At 64.7% G+C, this 17157-nt stretch carries 21 protein-coding genes and 1 pseudogene; 16 read left to right on the top strand and 6 right to left on the bottom strand.

Annotated elements, in window-relative coordinates:
- Positions 1–9: 9 nt before the first annotated feature.
- The 16 genes and pseudogenes from ASD99_RS20760 to arsK all read left to right on the top strand — a co-directional run bounded on the left by ASD99_RS20760 (position 10) and on the right by arsK (position 12336).
- Positions 10–405 (top strand): cupin domain-containing protein, encoded by a 396-nt coding sequence (locus ASD99_RS20760; RefSeq protein WP_056591350.1) that lies wholly within the window; start codon positions 10–12, stop codon positions 403–405.
- A 16-nt stretch (positions 406–421) separates the two neighbouring features.
- A complete protein-coding gene (locus tag ASD99_RS20755) occupies positions 422–1405 on the top strand; it encodes an aldo/keto reductase (protein WP_056592155.1) in 984 nt (327 codons plus the stop codon).
- 21 nt (positions 1406–1426) lie between these two features.
- Positions 1427–2022 (top strand): annotated as a pseudogene (locus ASD99_RS35505) (flavodoxin).
- A 63-nt stretch (positions 2023–2085) separates the two neighbouring features.
- Positions 2086–2826: an SDR family oxidoreductase gene (locus ASD99_RS20745; protein WP_057144916.1), complete on the top strand. Its 741-nt coding sequence runs from the start codon at positions 2086–2088 to the stop codon at positions 2824–2826.
- 211 nt (positions 2827–3037) lie between these two features.
- Positions 3038–3502, top strand: coding sequence for a GNAT family N-acetyltransferase (locus ASD99_RS20740; RefSeq protein ID WP_057144725.1), 465 nt, complete (start codon positions 3038–3040; stop codon positions 3500–3502).
- Positions 3503–3517: 15 nt separating this feature from the next.
- Entirely contained in the window at positions 3518–3901 is a 384-nt protein-coding gene (locus ASD99_RS20735; RefSeq protein WP_056591356.1) for an ACT domain-containing protein, read from the top strand.
- 157 nt (positions 3902–4058) lie between these two features.
- Positions 4059–5492 carry an aldehyde dehydrogenase family protein gene (locus tag ASD99_RS20730; RefSeq protein ID WP_057144724.1) on the top strand — a complete coding sequence of 478 codons (1434 nt, stop codon included), beginning with the start codon at positions 4059–4061 and terminating at the stop codon, positions 5490–5492.
- Between the two features lie 173 nt (positions 5493–5665).
- Positions 5666–6076, top strand: coding sequence for an MbcA/ParS/Xre antitoxin family protein (locus ASD99_RS20725; RefSeq protein WP_056591363.1), 411 nt, complete (start codon positions 5666–5668; stop codon positions 6074–6076).
- Positions 6070–6768, top strand: coding sequence for an RES family NAD+ phosphorylase (locus ASD99_RS20720; protein ID WP_056591367.1), 699 nt, complete (start codon positions 6070–6072; stop codon positions 6766–6768). Before ASD99_RS20725 ends, ASD99_RS20720 begins: the two co-directional genes overlap by 7 nt.
- A gap of 74 nt (positions 6769–6842) precedes the next feature.
- Entirely contained in the window at positions 6843–7175 is a 333-nt protein-coding gene (locus ASD99_RS20715; RefSeq protein ID WP_056591369.1) for an ArsR/SmtB family transcription factor, read from the top strand.
- Between the two features lie 16 nt (positions 7176–7191).
- Complete coding sequence (locus tag ASD99_RS20710; RefSeq protein ID WP_056591374.1) at positions 7192–7698, top strand: arsenate reductase ArsC; 507 nt, start codon at positions 7192–7194, stop codon at positions 7696–7698.
- A 16-nt stretch (positions 7699–7714) separates the two neighbouring features.
- The gene (gene arsB, locus ASD99_RS20705) at positions 7715–8824 is read left to right on the top strand and encodes an ACR3 family arsenite efflux transporter (RefSeq protein WP_057144723.1); all 1110 of its coding nucleotides are present in this window, start codon (positions 7715–7717) and stop codon (positions 8822–8824) included.
- A complete protein-coding gene (gene arsC, locus ASD99_RS20700; protein WP_056591379.1) occupies positions 8821–9243 on the top strand; it encodes an arsenate reductase (glutaredoxin) in 423 nt (140 codons plus the stop codon). The genes arsB and arsC overlap by 4 nt, the downstream gene beginning before the upstream one ends.
- Before the next feature lie 63 nt (positions 9244–9306).
- On the top strand, positions 9307–9627 hold the full coding sequence (locus tag ASD99_RS20695) for an ArsR/SmtB family transcription factor (RefSeq protein WP_056591381.1): 321 nt from the start codon (positions 9307–9309) through the stop codon (positions 9625–9627).
- 44 nt (positions 9628–9671) lie between these two features.
- The gene (locus tag ASD99_RS20690) at positions 9672–11102 is read left to right on the top strand and encodes an NAD(P)-binding domain-containing protein (RefSeq protein WP_082583365.1); all 1431 of its coding nucleotides are present in this window, start codon (positions 9672–9674) and stop codon (positions 11100–11102) included.
- The gene (gene arsK / locus ASD99_RS20685) at positions 11095–12336 is read left to right on the top strand and encodes an arsenite efflux MFS transporter ArsK (RefSeq protein WP_057144722.1); all 1242 of its coding nucleotides are present in this window, start codon (positions 11095–11097) and stop codon (positions 12334–12336) included. Before ASD99_RS20690 ends, arsK begins: the two co-directional genes overlap by 8 nt.
- A gap of 9 nt (positions 12337–12345) precedes the next feature.
- Here the strand turns inward: arsK and ASD99_RS20680 are convergent, their stop codons facing one another.
- The 6 genes from ASD99_RS20680 to ASD99_RS20655 form a co-directional block, all read right to left on the bottom strand.
- The gene (locus ASD99_RS20680; RefSeq protein WP_056592165.1) at positions 12346–13074 is read right to left on the bottom strand and encodes an amino acid ABC transporter ATP-binding protein; all 729 of its coding nucleotides are present in this window, start codon (positions 13072–13074) and stop codon (positions 12346–12348) included.
- A 56-nt stretch (positions 13075–13130) separates the two neighbouring features.
- Entirely contained in the window at positions 13131–13805 is a 675-nt protein-coding gene (locus ASD99_RS20675) for an amino acid ABC transporter permease (RefSeq protein WP_056591389.1), read from the bottom strand.
- Positions 13802–14473: an amino acid ABC transporter permease gene (locus ASD99_RS20670; protein WP_056591392.1), complete on the bottom strand. Its 672-nt coding sequence runs from the start codon at positions 14471–14473 to the stop codon at positions 13802–13804. Before ASD99_RS20670 ends, ASD99_RS20675 begins: the two co-directional genes overlap by 4 nt.
- Positions 14474–14579: 106 nt before the next feature.
- Positions 14580–15368 carry an ABC transporter substrate-binding protein gene (locus ASD99_RS20665; protein WP_056591395.1) on the bottom strand — a complete coding sequence of 263 codons (789 nt, stop codon included), beginning with the start codon at positions 15366–15368 and terminating at the stop codon, positions 14580–14582.
- A gap of 110 nt (positions 15369–15478) precedes the next feature.
- Entirely contained in the window at positions 15479–16642 is a 1164-nt protein-coding gene (locus ASD99_RS20660) for a saccharopine dehydrogenase family protein (protein ID WP_056591400.1), read from the bottom strand.
- Positions 16639–17139 carry an Lrp/AsnC family transcriptional regulator gene (locus tag ASD99_RS20655; RefSeq protein ID WP_027035297.1) on the bottom strand — a complete coding sequence of 167 codons (501 nt, stop codon included), beginning with the start codon at positions 17137–17139 and terminating at the stop codon, positions 16639–16641. The genes ASD99_RS20660 and ASD99_RS20655 overlap by 4 nt, the downstream gene beginning before the upstream one ends.
- Positions 17140–17157: the final 18 nt, after the last annotated feature.

Genomic DNA, 17157 nt, shown 5'->3' with positions numbered 1-17157 from the left:
GAAAAGACCATGGATATCAAGCGAAGCGGCTCTCAAGCCTCGGCCAAGGGACCGGGCGCCTGGTTCACCGGCACGGTGCGCATCGACCCGCTGTTTGCGGCCATTGCACCAGCCCGTGCGGCCGGCAACGCCGTCACCTTCGAGCCCGGCGCGCGCACCGCCTGGCACACCCATCCGCTCGGCCAGTTGCTGATCGTCACCGCCGGCTGCGGTCGCGTGCAGCGCGAGGGCGGCCCGGTCGAGGAGATCCGGCCCGGCGACGTGGTTCATTTCGAGCCGGGCGAAAAACACTGGCACGGCGCGGCACCCACCACCGCCATGACCCACATCGCCATCCAGGAAGCGCTCGACGGCAAGGCGGTCGACTGGATGGAGCATGTCAGCGATGCGCAGTACCAAGCCTGAACAAAGGAATATGACGATGCAAAAGCGCACACTTGGAAACAATGGTCTCGAAGTCTCGGCCATCGGGCTGGGCTGCATGGGCCTGAGCTATGGCTACGGCCCGGCGACCGATAAAAAGCAGGCCGTCGAGCTCATTCGCGCCGCAGTCGATAGCGGCGTCACCTTTTTCGACACGGCGGAAGCCTATGGCCCGTTCGTCAATGAAGAGCTGCTGGGCGAGGCGCTGGCGCCGGTCCGCGACCGGGTCGTCATCGCGACCAAATTCGGCTTTGCCGGCGGCGAGGTGTCGCGCGGCATGGACAGCCGGCCCGAGCACATCAGGGAGGTCGCCGAGGCGGCGCTGAAACGGATGAGGACCGACCGCATCGATCTGCTCTATCAGCACCGCGTTGATCCCAGCGTGCCGATCGAGGATGCGGCGGGTGCGGTGAAGGAACTGATCGCCGAGGGCAAGGTCGGCCATTTCGGCCTGTCGGAAGCCGGCGCGCAGACCATCCGCCGCGCACATGCCGTGCAGCCGGTCGCTGCCTTGCAGAGCGAGTACTCGCTGTGGTGGCGCGAACCGGAGAAGGAGGTCATTCCGACACTGGAAGAACTCGGCATCGGCTTCGTGCCGTTCAGCCCGCTGGGCAAAGGTTTTCTGACCGGCGCCATCAGCGAGACCACCACTTTCGCCAGCGACGATTTCCGCAACATCGTGCCGCGCTTCTCGCCCGAGGCGCGCAAGGCCAACCAAACGCTGGTCGACGTGCTAGGCGCCATTGCAACGGCCAAGCAGGTGACGCCGGCGCAGATCGCACTGGCCTGGCTGCTGGCGCAGAAGCCGTGGATCGTGCCGATCCCCGGCACCACCAAGATCAGCCGCCTGAGGGAAAACATCGGCGCGGCCAGCGTCGTGCTGAGCGCCGACGAATTGCGCGACATCGAGAGCGCCGTGTCCACGATCACCGTGCAAGGCGACCGCTATCCGGCGCATCTGCAGGCGCGGGTCGGGCGCTAGAGCCAAGCGCAGGAGCGCGAGATGAGCCAGCCGGTCTCAAGACGGAGTGCACTGATGACTGCGCTTGCATTTCCACTGGGTGTCGGTGCCGGATCGAGCCTGCCCGCCGTCGCGACGAACGCGCGGCAGGCGGGTGGCGCCAAGGTACTGGTGGCGTACTACACCCGCACCGGCAACAGGCGTGTCATCGCGCGCCAGATCTGCCGGGCCCCCGGCGCGGATCTTTTCCAGATCCGGACCGTCGATCCTTACCCGGAAGACTACGAGCAGCAGGTCGCGGTGGCGGAGCAGCAGCGTGTGTCCGGGTTCGAACCGCCGCTCGCCGCCACGGTGCCCGACATCAAATCCTGCGAGACGGTGTTCCTCGGATTCCGATCTGGGGGATGACCGCGCCTTCGGTGATCCGCTCCTTCCTGGCGAAAAACGATCTGTCGGGCAAGCCATTGGTGCCGTTCATCACCCATGGCGGCTACGGTCTGGGGCAGAGCCTGAAAGTCCTCGCCGACCATGCTCCAGGGGCGCGGCTCATCGAAGGTTTTTCCAAACAGCGCAACCAGGAGCGCGAGACGCTTGAAGAGGTCACGGGCTGGCTGGGCAAGATCAAAATGCCCGGCTGAGCCGTCAACGAGAATGCGTGGGTTGCCGTGGGCAGCGAAGCCGAAATCGGAAAGGACATCATCATGGCCGAGAACATCAAGGGCAAAGTCGTCGTCATCACCGGCGCCAGCAGCGGGCTGGGCGAAGCCGCTGCTAGGCTTCTGGCGAAAGAGGGCGCCAGGCTGGTGTTGGGCGCGCGGCGCCTCGACCGGTTGCAGGCGCTCGCCGACGAGCTCTCGCTTGGCAAGGACGCCATCCTGGCCACCGACGTCACCGATGTCGGCCAAGTCCGGCGTCTGGTCGATCATGCGGTCAAGATGCATGGCCGCGTCGACGTGATCATCAACAATGCCGGCCTGATGCCGCACTCGCCGCTGGAGCGCGGCAAGGTCGAGGATTGGGACCGGATGATCGACGTCAACATCAAGGGCGTGCTCTACGGCATTGCCGCGGCACTGCCGCACATGAAGACGCAGAAAAGCGGCCACATCATCAACGTGTCGTCGGTCGCGGGCCACAAGGTCGGGCCGGGCGGCGCGGTCTATGCTGCCACCAAGCACGCGGTGCGTGTCATCTCGGAGGGCCTGCGGCAGGAAGTAAAACCTTACAACATCCGCACCACCATCATCTCGCCCGGTGCTGTGGCGACGGAGCTGCCCGACAGCGTCACCGAGCCCGATGTCGCCGAGGGCGTGCGCGCGCTCTATGACCGGGTGGCCATCCCGGCCGATTCCTTCGCCAGAGCGGTGGTGTTCGCGATGAGCCAGCCCGACGAGGTCGACATCAACGAGATCCTGTTTCGGCCGACGGCGCAGGAGTATTGAAAACCGCTGGCTTGACGCGCCGCGCTTCCTGCGCCAGCTTGGCGCCATGTTCGTTTCCGAGCCCAACAACACCAACCGACGCCGTTCCCGAACAGTGCGGAGCGACAAGCTGATTGCGCGACGACAAAGGCCGGCAGGATAGATCCGGTTCGTTCGTTTCCAGCCCCGCCCGCGACAACGCTGGCGGGTTTTCCATGTTTGGAGCCTTGTCATGACTAACAATTCCATCCGGTTTCGGTTGGCCGAGCCCCCCGACGCTGCGGCCATCAGGGACATCGTGCGTGCGGCCTATGCCAAATGGGTGCCGGTGATCGGCCGCGAGCCGCTGCCGATGCGCGCCAACTACGAGAAGGCGGTTGCCGAGCATCCGCTCGATCTCGCCGTTGCGGACGGCCATATCGTCGGCATGATCGAAACCATTCCGGCCGAGGATCACCTCTGGATCGAGAATGTCTGCGTCGCACCGCACGCCCAGGGCAGGGGCATCGGCCGGCTCTTGCTGGAGCGGGCTGAGCGCAAGGCACTCGAAGCGGGCCATTCCGAGATTCGCCTGCTGACCAACGGCGCTTTCGAGGCCAATGTGTCGCTCTACAGGAAGCACGGCTTTGTCATCGACCGAGAGGAGCCGTTCATGGGCGGCATGACGATCTATATGAGCAAGAAGTTGCCGCGATAGCGGCGAGTTGGAAGAATGGCTGCCAAGGTCAAACTCAAGCAACTCTCCGGGCTTTACGCGATTTCGCGGCTTGAAGCGCGCGATAGCATTCCCGGTTGGGCGGACGAACCGGGCTTCGTCAGCATCACCAGGACCGAAGACGAGCTTTCGATCACATGCCTGCAGGATCGGGTTCCAGGCACGGTCAGGCAGGATGGCGACTGGATCGCCTTCAAATTGCAGGGCCCCTTTGCTTTCGACGAAACCGGCATCGTGTTGTCGGTGATCAGGCCGCTGTCGGAAAACGGGCTGGGCATCTTCGTGGTGTCCACCTTCGACGGCGATCATCTGCTGGTGAAAGCGGCAGATGAGGAAGCGGTGAAACGGTTTCTGCTCGAAGCCGGGCACACGCTGCTCTAGCCTGTCCTGACCCAGCCGGCCAACCCGTCTGGCTCAACGACTGGCGGGCTGGCTTAACCACTTCGGGGGTTGCGTTTGACAGCGGCGCTTGTGCATCGTTATCTCCAGCCACATATGACGGCCGGCACGGCCATGCGGTGCATCCCAGGGAGAAACCATGTCACACAATCTGCAGTTCTATATTGATGGCGCGTGGGTCGATCCTGTTGTGCCCAACACATTCGACGTCATCGATCCCTCGAACGAGGATGCCTTCGCGCAGATCTCGCTCGGCTCCAAGGCCGATGTCGACAAGGCGGTGGCCGCGGCCAAGCGCGCCTTCAACAGCTTTGGTTTCACCGAGGTCGGCGAGCGGCTCGAACTCCTGAACCGCATCATCGCTGTCTACAAGAAGCGCAGTGGCGATCTTGCTGTCGCTGTGTCGCGCGAAATGGGCGCGCCGCGCCAGATGGCGTTGGACAGCCAGGTCGGCATCGGCCTTGCGCATCTGCAGAAGATGGCCGACGTGCTCGGGAGTTTCGAGTTCCGCCACGTCAAGGGCAATCATCTGGTGGTCAAGGAGCCTATCGGCGTCGTAGGTCTGATCACGCCGTGGAACACTCCGCTCAACCAGATCACCTGCAAGGTCGGCCCGGCGCTTGCCGCCGGCTGCACCATGGTGCTGAAGCCGTCCGAGATCGCGCCGCTCGACGCCATCATCTTCGCCGAGATTCTGGACGAGGCCGGCGTGCCGAAGGGCGTCTTCAACCTCGTCAATGGCGACGGTCCCGGCGTCGGCCAGGCGCTGTCCAGCCATCCCGACATCGACATGATGTCGTTCACCGGTTCGACCCGCGCCGGCATCCTGGTGGCCAAGGCCGCCGCCGACACGGTCAAGCGCGTGCATCAGGAGCTTGGCGGCAAGTCGGCCAACATCCTGTTCCCCGATGTCGATCTCGCAAGCGCCGTCACCAAGGGCGTCGCCGGCTGCTTCAGCAACAGCGGCCAGTCCTGCAACGCGCCGACGCGCATGTTCGTGCCGCGCGACCGCCATGACGAGGCGGCCGGCTACGCCAAGGCGGCTGCGGAAAAGTTCACCGTCGGCCCCGCCGACGCTGCCGGCACGAAGCTCGGCCCGGTCGTCAGCCAGGTCCAGTTCGACAAGATCCAGGACCTTATCCAGGCCGGCATCGACGAAGGTGCGACGCTGGTCGCCGGCGGCCCCGGCCGTCCGGCTGAACTCAACCGCGGCTACTACGTCAGGCCGACGGTGTTTGCCGACGTCACCCACGACATGCGCATCGCACGCGAGGAGATTTTTGGGCCGGTGCTGGCGATCATGCCCTACGACAGCGTCGACGAGGTGATCGAGACCGCCAACGACACCGTCTATGGCCTTGCCTCCTACATCCAGGCCAAGGACATGAAGAAGGCGCGCGAAGTCGCGGCACGCATGCGCACCGGCAATGTCTACATCAACTATCCCCAGTGGGACGCCGGCCTGCCTTTCGGCGGCTACAAGCAATCGGGCAACGGCCGCGAATATGCCGAATACGGGCTCGAGGATTTCCTCGAGATCAAAGGCATCGCGGGCTATGAGGCGGCGGAGTAGACCGGGTACTGGCGGCGATCTTCCAGGACTTGGGTTCCTCGCCCCGGCTTCCGTGGGGGCGATGAACCCAAGCCTTGCTATGTCCTGCCATCCTCTTCCCTAGGTGCGGTTGGACCTATCTTGCCAATTGGCAAATAAATGCTATATATCTGCCAAATAGCGAGGCACCAAGAATGCAGCTTCAGTCCATCGTCACGACACCGGCCACGGTTGGAAGCACCATCACTGATGACGAGGCGGGCGCCTTGGCGCGCACCACGGTCAACCTGTTCAAGGCCTGGAACCTCACCGACCTCGAGGCCTGCATCCTGCTCGGCGGCATATCGGCGCGGACCTGGGCACGCTGGAAGGAAGGCGCCATCGGCAGGATCGACCGCGACCTGCGAACCCGCATGGCGCACCTGATGGGCATCCACAAGGGCCTGCGCTATCTGTTCACGGAGCCGGCGCGCGGCTACGCCTGGATCCGCAAGCCCAATGCCACCTTCGGTGGCCAGTCGGCCCTCGACCTGATGTTGCGCGGCGAAATCTCCGATCTTGCCGCGATGCGCGAATGGCTCGATGCGGAGCGTGGTGCATGGTGAGTGGGCTTGCGGTCCGTCGCCGCGTCGACTGGCACCAGACCTTCCGCATCATCCGCTCCATCCATCCGCCGATCGACCTCTTCGAGGACATTGCCGAGCCGCGCGACTGGGAGGCGCTGGCGGGCGTCGAGCAGAAGACCAACCCGCGCATACGGTTCGAGATCGGCGACCTTGGCAAGGTGTCGGCCGCTAGGCGGGTTTCGGGTCCCGGCGCGAGCTTCGTGATGGCGCCCTTCGTGCATTGTTCGACGCTGCGGCCCGGTCGCTTCTCGGATGGCAGTTACGGGATCTACTATGCCGGCGACAGCGAGGAGGTGGCGCTGGCAGAGACCATCCACCACCATCAGAACTTCATGGGCGCCACCAACGAGGGGCCGGGCTGGACGGCGGATTTCCGCGTGCTGATCGGCGGCGTCGACCGCGATCTCGATGACGTGAACGCCGTGCCCGGTGTGCTCGATCCGGACGACTACACCGCCTCGCAGGCGGAAGGCCGGGCGTTGCGGGCTGCCGGCAGCGATGGGCTGGTGTGGAACAGCGTGCGCATGCCGGGCGGCGGCTGCATCGGCATCTTCTGGCCCGACGTGATCACCATTCCCGTCCAAGGCCGGCACTACAGCTACCATTGGGACGGCGTCCGCGTGGACTTCGTGCGCCAGCACGATACGGGAAAGGTGCTTGCTGTCACATGATGGCGGGCGGACAGGCTTTACAGATCGAGGGGAAGCCGGTATCCAGGAGTCCATAAATCCAAGGATTCGGATATATGGATAAGAAAGACACTTTGAATGCGCTGGCCGCACTTGGCCAGGAGACGCGGCTGGATGTCTTCCGGCTGCTCGTGCACGCCGGGCCGGAAGGCATTCCGGCGGGCGAGATCGCCACAAGGTTGGACACGGTCCAGAACACCATGTCGGCGCATCTGAAGGTGCTCGCCCACGCCGGGCTGATCCGCCCCGAACGCGACGGCCGGATCGTGCGCTACGTCGCCGACATGACCGGCTTGCGCGACCTGCTGGCCTATCTGATGGAGGATTGCTGCAATGGCGCGCCGGAGCTGTGCCGGCCCGTCATCAATGCCGTGACCTGTAAATGCTAGAAAGGAGGCACACGCCATGAGCGAGCCATACAACGTTCTTTTCCTTTGCACCGGCAATTCGGCACGGTCGATCATCGCCGAAGCGATTCTCAATCGTGTCGGAGCCGGCAAATTCAAGGCCTATTCGGCCGGGTCGCATCCCAAAGGGGCGGTGCATCCCTACACGCTCCAGCTTCTGAAGAACCTGAACTACAACACGTCCTTTGCCCGCTCGAAGGACTGGGAAGAATTCGCGGTTCCCGGTGCGCCGGAGATGAATTTCGTTTTCACAGTCTGCGACAACGCTGCCAACGAATCGTGCCCGGTCTGGCCGGGACAGCCGATGACCGCACATTGGGGCGTGCCTGATCCGGCTGACGTGGAGGGCACCGATGCCGAAAAACATCTGGCCTTCGCCGAAGCCTATCGCATGCTCAACAACCGGATTTCGATCTTCATCAGCCTGCCGATGAACATGGTCGACAAGCTTGCCCTGCAAAAGCGGCTGGATGAAATCGGCCGCAATCTGCCGAAGGCCGGCTGAGCCAAGGAGCCCCATCATGACCGATCACGTTCTGAACGCGGACAATGCGGCGCGGCCTGGCATCGGCTTCGTCGAGAAATATCTGACGGTGTGGGTGGCGCTGTGCATCGTCGCGGGCATCGCGCTTGGCCATCTGCTGCCGGGTGTGTTCGGCGCGATCGCGTCGGCCGAGATCGCCAGGGTCAACATTCCCATCGCCGTGCTGATCTGGCTGATGATCGTGCCGATGCTCTTGCGCGTCGATTTTGCCTCGCTGGCCAGGGTCGGCACCTATTGGCGCGGCATCGGCGTGACGCTGTTCATCAACTGGGCGGTGAAGCCGTTTTCGATGGCGCTGCTGGGCTGGCTCTTCGTCGGCTGGCTGTTCCGGCCCTGGCTGCCCGCCGCGCAGATCGATTCCTACATTGCCGGGCTGATCATCCTTGCTGCGGCGCCGTGCACGGCGATGGTGTTCGTCTGGTCGAACCTGACGCGCGGCGAGCCGAATTTCACGCTGTCGCAGGTGGCGCTCAACGACGCGATCATGATCGTCGCCTTCGCGCCTATTGTCGGGCTGTTGCTCGGCCTGTCGGCGATCACCGTGCCATGGGGCACGCTGATGCTGTCGGTCGCGCTCTACATTGTCGCGCCGGTGATCGTCGCGCAGCTGGTTCGGGGCCGGCTGCTGGCGGCAAGCGGGCAAAGCGGGCTCGATGCGCTGCTCGCCGCGCTGCAGCCCTTGTCTCTGGTTGCCCTTCTGGCGACGCTGGTGTTGCTGTTCGGCTTCCAGGGCGAGCAGATCATCGCGCAGCCGCTGGTGATCGTGCTGCTGGCGGTGCCGATCCTGATCCAGGTCTATTTCAACTCCGGCCTTGCCTATCTGCTCAACCGCGTCAGCGGCGAGCGGTACTGCGTGGCCGGACCGTCGGCGCTGATCGGCGCGTCGAACTTCTTCGAACTGGCGGTGGCCGCCGCGATCGCGCTGTTCGGGCTGAATTCGGGCGCCGCCCTTGCCACCGTGGTCGGCGTGCTCATCGAGGTTCCGGTCATGCTGTCGGTGGTGTGGATCGTGAACCGCACCAAGGGCTGGTACGAAGAGGGCGGCGCCGTCAGGAATACCATCTCTGCTGAGAGGACCGCGAAATGACCATCACCATCTACCACAACCCCGATTGCGGCACCTCGCGCAACACGCTGGCGATCATCCGGCAGTCCGGCGAGGAGCCGCAGGTGATCGAATATCTGAAGACACCGCCGTCACGGCAAAAGCTGGTCGAGTTGATCGCGGCCATGGGCATGACGCCGCGCGACCTGCTGCGCGAGAAGGGCACGCCCTATGCCGAGCTCGGCCTCGCCGACCCGAAATGGTCCGACGAGCAGATCCTCGATTTCATGCAGGCGCATCCGGTCCTGATCAACCGGCCGATCGTGGTCAGCCCGCTTGGCGTCGTGCTGGCGCGTCCGTCGGAAAAGGTGCTGGACATTCTGCCCAACCCGGATCTCGGCGCGTTCACCAAGGAGGATGGCGAGGTGGTCACCAACGCCTCGAGCAAGCGGGTCGGCTGACGCTATTTCCATATTTTTCGAAATTGAGTTGACGACGCGAAAAGTGTCGCGTAGCTTATTTCCATGAAACTCGAAAAAGCAGCCGCCCAACTCGAAGCCCTCGGCAATCCGACGCGGCTTCAGCTCTATCGCATTCTGGTGCGCGCCGGTGACGACGGGCTTGCCGTCGGCAGCGTCCAGGGCAAGCTCGACATTCCGTCCTCGACGCTGTCGCATCACCTCAAGCGGCTGGTCGACACCGGCCTGGTGACGCAGGAGCGGCAAGCGACGACGCTGATCTGCCGCGCCAACTATCCCGGCATGAATGCGCTGATCGGCTATCTCGCCGACGAGTGCTGCGCTGACGCCACTTGCGCGCCGGCCGTCGGCAAAGCACTGGCTTGATTTTTTTGCGCTTATAATTCGAAGATACCGGAAGGATCGAACCTATGGACATGATGGCAAATCTTCCCGTCGCGGTGATCGGCGCAGGCCCGGTTGGGCTGGCCGCCTCGGCGCACCTGGTCGAGCGCAGCATCCGTCCGCTCATCCTGGAGCGCGGCGAAAGCGTGGGTGCCGCGCTGCTCGAATGGGGCCATGTGCGGGTGTTCTCGCCGTGGGAATACAACATCGATGCGGCAGCGCGGGCGCTGCTCGATCGCTCCGGCTGGACGGTGCCTGATATGCGCGGCCTGCCGACGGGCGGCGAAATCGTGCGCGATTATCTGGCGCCGCTTGGCCGGCTTCCTGAGATCGCCGCCAATTTGAAGCTCGGCGCCGAGGTCACCGCGATCACCCGTCAGGGACACGACAAGGTCGCCAATGACGGCCGCAAGGATGCGCCCTTCGTGATCCGCTATCGCGATGCCGGCGGCGAGCACCGCGTGCTCGCGCGTGCCGTCATCGACGCGTCTGGAACATGGTGGCGGCCAAACCCGATTGGCGTCGACGGCCTATCGGTTCCAGGCGAAGGCGCGGCTAGCGGGCGCATCGCCTATGGCATTCCCGACGTGGCCGGCAAGGCGAGAGAAGACTATGCAGGCAAGCGCATCCTGGTCATTGGCGGCGGGCACTCGGCGATCAACGTCGCCCTGGCGCTGATGGAGCTGCAGGACGCGGCACCAGGCACCGAGATCTTCTGGGCGCTGCGCCATGCCAGCGTCGACAGATTGCTCGGCGGTGGGCTGAACGACCAGTTGCCGGAACGCGGCGCGCTTGGGCTGGCCGCCAGGCAGGCGATGACGGACGGCAGGCTGAACATGCTGGCGCCCTTCGCCGTCAACCGCATCGAGACGCAAGGCGAGGAGCTCGTCGTCGACGCCCACCTCACCGGCAAGCCGTTCAGCCTGGCCGTCGACCGCATCGTCGTCACCACCGGCTTCCGGCCCGATCTGTCGTTCCTCGGCGAAATCCGCATCGCGCTCGATCCGGTCGTCGAAGCGCCGCCGGCGCTGGCGCCGCTGATCGATCCGAACTTCCACTCATGCGGCACCGTTCCCGCGCATGGCATCGGGGAACTCGCCCATCCCGAACCCGGCTTCACCATCGTCGGCTCGAAATCCTACGGCCGCGCCCCGACCTTTCTGATGGCGACCGGCTACGAGCAGGTCCGCTCGGTGGTCGCCGACATTGCCGGAGACCATATTGCTGCCCGCGAGGTGCGGCTGGTGCTGCCGGAGACCGGCGTGTGCAGCGCCGTCGGTGTCGTGACGGCACCGGAAAGCGCTGGCTGCTGCGGCGGACCTGCACCCGCGAACGTCGATGCCTGCTGCGTCGAGGATGCGCACGCCAAGGCAAAGGGCGCGTCGGGCTGTGGTTGCGCATCTGCGCCGGCCAGCACCGAGGCGCGACAGAATATGGCGGCCAGCGTCGATGCCTGACCGGTCCGTCCTGCGCAAGGCGATCTGGGCGCTGGGGCTGACCCAGATCGTCGGCTACGGAACGCTCTATTACAGCTTCTCGATCCTGGCGCCGGCAATGGCCAGGGAGTTCGGCCTCACGGAAGGCTGGGTGTTCGGCGCCCTGTCGGCCTCGCTGTTTGCCAGTAGCCTGTTCGCGCCGACGGCCGGGCGGTGGGCCGACCGCTTCGGCGCTGGCCGCATCATGACCATCGGCTCGGTGGCGGCGGCGATGGCGCTGGCGCTGTGCGCCGTCGCGCCCGGCCGCGTGAGCTTCGTCCTGGCCTTGCTGGCGATGGAGCTGGCCTCCAGCTTCGTCCTCTACAGCGCCGCCTTCGTGGCAATTGTGCAGATCGGGGTTCCCAGGCCGCAACGCAGCATCACCCATCTCACGCTCATCGCCGGATTTGCCTCGACCCTGTTCTGGCCACTGACTTCGGCGCTGCATGCGCATCTGACATGGCGCGAGGTCTACCTCTTGTTCGCCGCACTCAATCTCGGGCTCTGCCTGCCGATCCACGCCTCGCTGATGCGCCTGTCGCGCCGCCACGCCACGGCCGCGAGCCATGAGCGCGGGCCAGCCTTGGAGGCGGCCGCGCCGCTCGATTCGCGGCGCGGCCGGGCCGCGTTCCTGCTGATGCTGGCGGGGTTCGCGACCGAGGGCTTCGCGCTATCGGCGATCCTCATCCACATGGTGCCACTGACGGCGGCCCTTGGGCTCGGCACGGCCGGTCTCTTCGTTTCGACCCTGTTCGGACCGGCGCAGGTTGCCAGCCGGCTGATCAACATGCTGTTTGGTGGGAGGCTTCAGCAAACGCATCTCGCCGTCATTGCAGCTTTGCTGCTCACAGCCGGGCTGTGTGCGCTGCTGCTGACCACGCCCTGGCTGCCCGGCGCCTTCCTGTTCGTGTTCCTGTTCGGCCTCGGTTCCGGCCTCACCAGCATCGTCGGCGGCACCTTGCCGCTCGAACTCTTCGGTCGCGAAGGCTATGGCGCGCGGCTGGGATGGGCGAGCGCTGCCCGCCAGTTCACCTCGGCCTTCGCGCCGTTCGCGCTCGCCTTCATGATGGCGCGGACATCCGTCGCCAATTCGCTGTGGATGCTGGTGGTCGTCGCCGCGAGTGGTGTGATCGCCTTCCTCGCCATCGCGCTGCTGAGGCGACGCGGCGGCCGGGTGGCGTTCGCGATTGGCGGCAATCCGGAAGAGGCGACCTGACCGCCGGGGTCAGTGCCGCAGAATCTTGCTCAGGAAAGCGCGGCTGCGGTCGGTCTTGGGGTGTGAGAAAAATTCGTCGGGTGTGCCGCTTTCGACGATGGCGCCGGCGTCCATGAACACCACGCGCTGGGCGACCTTGCGGGCAAACCCCATCTCATGCGTCACCACCATCATGGTCATGCCTTCCTCGGCGACCGCCACCATGACGTCGAGCACTTCGGAAATCATCTCGGGATCGAGTGCCGAGGTCGGCTCGTCGAACAGCATGATCTTGGGCCGCATGCCGAGGCAACGCGCGATCGCCACGCGCTGCTGCTGGCCGCCGGAGAGCTGCGCGGGATAGGCATTGACCTTGTCGGCAAGCCCGACCTTGGCCAGCAATTCGCGCCCGGCCTTTTCGGCTTCGGCGCGCGGGATCTTGCGGACATGGATGGGGGCCAGCGTGACGTTCTCGAGCGCGGTCTTGTGCGGGTAGAGGTTGAACGCCTGGAAGACGAAGCCGATCTCGGTGCGCAGCTGCGTCATGTTGGTGGCGGGGTCGCCGAGGCGCTGGCCGTCGACGACAAGATCGCCATCCTTGATCGTCTCCAGGCCGTTGACGCAGCGGATCAGCGTGCTCTTGCCCGAGCCGCTCGGGCCGCAGACGACAACCACTTCGCGCGGTTCGACGCTGAGCGTGATGTCCTTCAGCACGTTGAGCGAGCCGAACCATTTGTTGACGCCGCGAAAGTCGATCATGCCGGTTTTGGTGAGGCCCGTTTTGGTCATGTTTTCTGGACCTTTGGGGTTTGATGTCACAACTGCACCTCGCCATGCGCCGCGCCCATGCGGCGTTCGAGCCGGCGGGCCAGCATGATCAGGGGATAGCAGACGATGAAGTAACCGACGCCGACGAGGAAGAAGACCAGGAGGCCGTTGGGCACGCGCTGTACAACCAGCCAGCCGACGCGGGTGAGGTCGGTGAGGCCGATGGCCGAAACGACCGAGGAATCCTTGATCAGCAGCACATATTGCCCGACCAGCGGCGGTAGCACGATACGCATCGCCTGCGGCAGCACCACCTGGCGCATGCGCTGCCAGCGCGACAGGCCGGATGCGAGTGCCGCCTCGACCTGGCCTGTCGGCACCGAGCGGATGCCGGCGACGACGATCTCGCAGATGAAGCAGGCGGCCAGATTGGTCAGCGCGATGATGCCGGCGGTGAAGGCGTCGAGTTCGATGCCGAACTCCGGCAGGATGAAGAAGATCAGGAAGATCTGCACCAGGAACGGCGTACCGCGGATCAGATCGACCCAGGCCCCGATCAAGCCCGAGATCAGCCGGTTGCCGCCGGTGCGCAGGATGCCGAGGCCAAAGCCGAGCAGGGTGCCGAGCACCAGGCTGATCAGCGACAGCACCACAGTCATGCCGAGGCCGCGCAGGGCCAGCGGATAGGAGCCGGCGAGGCTTTGCAGCTGTTGCCAGATCATGTCCGCGCCCCCGCTGTGCCGAGCCAACGGCTGGAGAGGCCAGCCAAGCCTTTGAGGCAGTAATAGAGCAGCAGGTAGAAAGCGGCGATGGTGAGGAAACCTTCCGCCGGCATGAAGCGGTCGGAGGCGAGCAGTTGGCCGGCGCGCGTCAGTTCGGAAACCGAGATCAGTGACAGAAGGGCTGAATCCTTGACCAGCACGATCGCCTGGCCGAGCAGCGGAGGGATCGTCACCTTGAAGGCCTGCGGCAGGACGACCAGGCGCATGCGCTGGACATAGGTCATGCCCGAGGCGACGCTGGCTTCGACCTGGCCACGCGGGATCGACAGGATGCCGGCGCGAATGATTTCAGCGACATAGGCGCCGCTGTTGAGCGACAGCGCGAGGATGCCGACGACCAGCTCGGGCAGGACGAAGCCGAGCCGGGGCAGGCCGAAATAGAGGAAATAGAGCTGCGCCAGCAGGGGCGTGGCGCGCACGGCATCGATATAGGCCTTGGCCGGGGCGCGAAACAGCCAGCCGCGCTGCAGGTTCATGGCGCACAGCACGATGCCGACGATGAGCGCGCCGACAAAGGACAGCGCCGATAGCCAGACGGTCGTGATCAGGCCTTGCCCGAACAGCGGCAGGTATTCGACGATGGTGCGGAAGCTGAAATTTTCGAGCATCGTTGGGTGAAATCCCCAGAGTGCAGGAAACGACGGATGAAGCGAAATTCCGGGCGGTATCGCGGCGCTTGAGACGCGCGCGAAACCGCCCGGGTTCTATCGCTGCTTAGTGGTCCTTCTTCCAGGCGTCGGAATTGACCCAGTAGTCGAGGTTCTTCTGCAGGCGGCCGTCGATGCTGACCTGGTTGAGGAACAGGTTCATCCAGATCAACAGGTCCGGCTCGTCATAGCGGGTGGCGAAGGCAAGCGGCTCCTTCGACAAGAGGTCCGGCATGATAGTGAAGGTGCCGGCCGGATAGGCGGTCGACTGGCCCTTGACCGCCGAGACGTCGTTGACGCCGCAATCGGCCTGGCCGTTGTTGACGGCGTCGAGCAGCAGCGGACCGCCGCCCTTGTAGCTCTTGATGTCGGCATCCGGGAAGGCGGTCTTGGCTTCCTTTTCGCCGGTGGCGCCCAGCAGCACGGCAATCTTCGTGCCCTTGGCCTTGCAGTCCTCGGTGGTCTTGAACTTGCTGTCGGCCTTGGTGAAGACGGTGCTGCCCGTGTACATGTAAGGCGTGGTGAACGCGACCTTCATGCCGCGCGCCAGCGTCGGTGTCATGTCGGCAACCAAAAGGTCGGCCTTGCCTGACAGCAGCGCCGGGATCAGGCCATCCCAGTCGAAGTCGAGGAAGGTGACCTTGACGCCCATTTCCTTGGCCATCAGTTCGGCGAGTTCCACCGAACTGCCGGTGCGTTCGCCATTGGCGCCAACCAGCGAGAAGGGCGGTCCTTGAGTCTGCACGGCGACGCGCAGTTCTCCGCGCTTGGTGATGTCGTCGAGCGTTCCGGCGCTGGCAGCGGCGGTGAGGCCGGCAAGCGCAAGTCCGGCGATGAAAAGTCTGGCAATCTTCATTTCGGTATTCCTCCCTGTGGTCGTTGATATCTGCCCGCGGTTCTCCTTGGGCTCTTTTTGAGCGGCAGCGCCGTTGCCGGCGGCGTCCACCGTTCGAAAATCCTGTCTCCTTAGTCCCGTGCCACCGTCTCGGAAACCGTGATGCCACGTCTGGCCAGTTCGTCGAAGAACCTGATGTCGGGCACATGCAGCAGCGGGTTAAGCAGGCCGGGTTTGGTGATCTCGCCGCGTGCCAGCATCTGCGCCACGATGCTGGCGGGGTAGCCGACACCTAGGCTCATGCCGAACAGGCCGGAAGCCAGGTCGCGTTCGATGATCAGGTCCGACGTCACCGTCTTGGCGCGGCCGCCTTCAAGACCTGAAAAGACATTGCGCATCACGCACAGGTCCTTTTCGCCGGGGCCATATTGCAATTGGGGCCCGAGCAGCCGGCCGAGGAATTCGCGCGGGCTGTTGGAGGTGCCGGGCACCTTGTCTTCGGAGAGGAAGCCGAGCTCCTTCAACGGCGCCCAGAAGGCCGACCATCCCGGCCAGCGCAGTGTGTAGCGGCCGGAGCGGCGCAGCCCCTTGGCGACGTCCAGCATCTCGACATAGTGCAGCGCGTCGCCATTGGGGAAGGCTTCCAGTTTGCCGAGGCCCGCGACCTCTATCTCATGGATGAACCGATTGTCGTGCTGCTGGCCGGCCGGCACCGCGACGCGTTTTCCGTCCTCGATCATCACGCTGTCGCGGTTCTGGCTGACCAGGACCATGTCGAAATTCCAGCTCACCTTGTAGCAAAGCGGCTTGGCCATCGCCTTCGGCTCGGGGATGCCGCCGCAATAGGAATCGATCGAAGAAATCGAAGAGAACTGCCTGGCGGCGCGCGCGTAGAGCACGAGGTCTATGCCGGGGTCGAGCCCGCATTCGGTCATGATCGAAACGCCCGCCTGTTCGGCGGCCGGCGCCAGATCGGCGATCGACTTGGCGTAATTGGTGGTGACCAGCGGCGTGCGGGTGGCGATCGAGGCCTGCACCGCCTCGCGCATCAATGGCTGCGGCAGCAGGTCGATGACGGCGTCGACATCGTTAAGCACGGTGGCCAGCGCCGGGCCGATCGCGCCCTCGGGCACCACGAAGCGCACGCGGGCAAGGTCGGTTAGGCCGGCAAGCCGGGCAGGGCCGTCCGGCGCGGTATCGACGCAGACCACTTGCTCGACGCCGTCGCTGGCGACGAGATCGGCGATTGCTGCCCGGCCTTGCAGGCCGAGGCCGCCCAGTACCGCGATCTTCATGCCGGCTCCTTGCGGTCGTCCGACCAGCAGCCTTCCGGCAGGCTGACCCATTTGTTGCAGGACGCCATGACGACGAAGGTCTCGCTGCGCACGACTTCGCCCGGCTCGCCTGCGCCGGGGATCAGTTCGCTGGTGACGCGGTAGAGATCGGCGACGTCACCGGCCACCGTCACGTCGACGATGATGTCGAAGCGCCCGGTGACCACCGAAGCCGAGTTGACGAAGGGCAGTTCGGAAATGCGTTGCGCCAGTTCGCGAGCCCGGCCGCGCCCCTGGGCATTGATGCCGACAATGGCCGAGATCAGCTCGGGCCTCTCGGTCAGGTTCAGCAGGCCGACGATCTTGAGCAGGTTGCGGTCGAGCAGGTTGCGCAGGCGCGTGCGCACCGTCGGCACCGAAATCGCCAATATCTCGGCGATGCGATTGATGCCCGGCTGTGCATCCTGCGACAGCTGTTTGACCAGCCGCCGATCGGTCAGATCGAGATGTTCCCGCAAAGCCCCTGTCTTTCACAA

The organism is Mesorhizobium sp. Root695, from assembly GCF_001428185.1.
Lineage (GTDB): Bacteria > Pseudomonadota > Alphaproteobacteria > Rhizobiales > Rhizobiaceae > Mesorhizobium.
The sequence above is the reverse complement of the archived record's forward strand: the minus strand, read 5'-3'. Positions and strand labels throughout refer to the sequence as shown.

What these genes read in the sequence shown, in the direction of transcription:
- ASD99_RS20760 (WP_056591350.1), top strand. Translation starts at nt 10, where the DNA reads ATGGATATCAAGCGAAGCGGCTCTCAAGCCTCGGCCAAGGGACCGGGC.
- ASD99_RS20755 (WP_056592155.1), top strand. Translation starts at nt 422, where the DNA reads ATGCAAAAGCGCACACTTGGAAACAATGGTCTCGAAGTCTCGGCCATC.
- ASD99_RS20745 (WP_057144916.1), top strand. Translation starts at nt 2,086, where the DNA reads ATGGCCGAGAACATCAAGGGCAAAGTCGTCGTCATCACCGGCGCCAGC.
- ASD99_RS20740 (WP_057144725.1), top strand. Translation starts at nt 3,038, where the DNA reads ATGACTAACAATTCCATCCGGTTTCGGTTGGCCGAGCCCCCCGACGCT.
- ASD99_RS20735 (WP_056591356.1), top strand. Translation starts at nt 3,518, where the DNA reads ATGGCTGCCAAGGTCAAACTCAAGCAACTCTCCGGGCTTTACGCGATT.
- ASD99_RS20730 (WP_057144724.1), top strand. Translation starts at nt 4,059, where the DNA reads ATGTCACACAATCTGCAGTTCTATATTGATGGCGCGTGGGTCGATCCT.
- ASD99_RS20725 (WP_056591363.1), top strand. Translation starts at nt 5,666, where the DNA reads ATGCAGCTTCAGTCCATCGTCACGACACCGGCCACGGTTGGAAGCACC.
- ASD99_RS20720 (WP_056591367.1), top strand. Translation starts at nt 6,070, where the DNA reads ATGGTGAGTGGGCTTGCGGTCCGTCGCCGCGTCGACTGGCACCAGACC.
- ASD99_RS20715 (WP_056591369.1), top strand. Translation starts at nt 6,843, where the DNA reads ATGGATAAGAAAGACACTTTGAATGCGCTGGCCGCACTTGGCCAGGAG.
- ASD99_RS20710 (WP_056591374.1), top strand. Translation starts at nt 7,192, where the DNA reads ATGAGCGAGCCATACAACGTTCTTTTCCTTTGCACCGGCAATTCGGCA.
- arsB (WP_057144723.1), top strand. Translation starts at nt 7,715, where the DNA reads ATGACCGATCACGTTCTGAACGCGGACAATGCGGCGCGGCCTGGCATC.
- arsC (WP_056591379.1), top strand. Translation starts at nt 8,821, where the DNA reads ATGACCATCACCATCTACCACAACCCCGATTGCGGCACCTCGCGCAAC.
- ASD99_RS20695 (WP_056591381.1), top strand. Translation starts at nt 9,307, where the DNA reads ATGAAACTCGAAAAAGCAGCCGCCCAACTCGAAGCCCTCGGCAATCCG.
- ASD99_RS20690 (WP_082583365.1), top strand. Translation starts at nt 9,672, where the DNA reads ATGGACATGATGGCAAATCTTCCCGTCGCGGTGATCGGCGCAGGCCCG.
- arsK (WP_057144722.1), top strand. Translation starts at nt 11,095, where the DNA reads ATGCCTGACCGGTCCGTCCTGCGCAAGGCGATCTGGGCGCTGGGGCTG.
- ASD99_RS20680 (WP_056592165.1), bottom strand. Translation starts at nt 13,074, where the DNA reads ATGATCGACTTTCGCGGCGTCAACAAATGGTTCGGCTCGCTCAACGTG.
- ASD99_RS20675 (WP_056591389.1), bottom strand. Translation starts at nt 13,805, where the DNA reads ATGATCTGGCAACAGCTGCAAAGCCTCGCCGGCTCCTATCCGCTGGCC.
- ASD99_RS20670 (WP_056591392.1), bottom strand. Translation starts at nt 14,473, where the DNA reads ATGCTCGAAAATTTCAGCTTCCGCACCATCGTCGAATACCTGCCGCTG.
- ASD99_RS20665 (WP_056591395.1), bottom strand. Translation starts at nt 15,368, where the DNA reads ATGAAGATTGCCAGACTTTTCATCGCCGGACTTGCGCTTGCCGGCCTC.
- ASD99_RS20660 (WP_056591400.1), bottom strand. Translation starts at nt 16,642, where the DNA reads ATGAAGATCGCGGTACTGGGCGGCCTCGGCCTGCAAGGCCGGGCAGCA.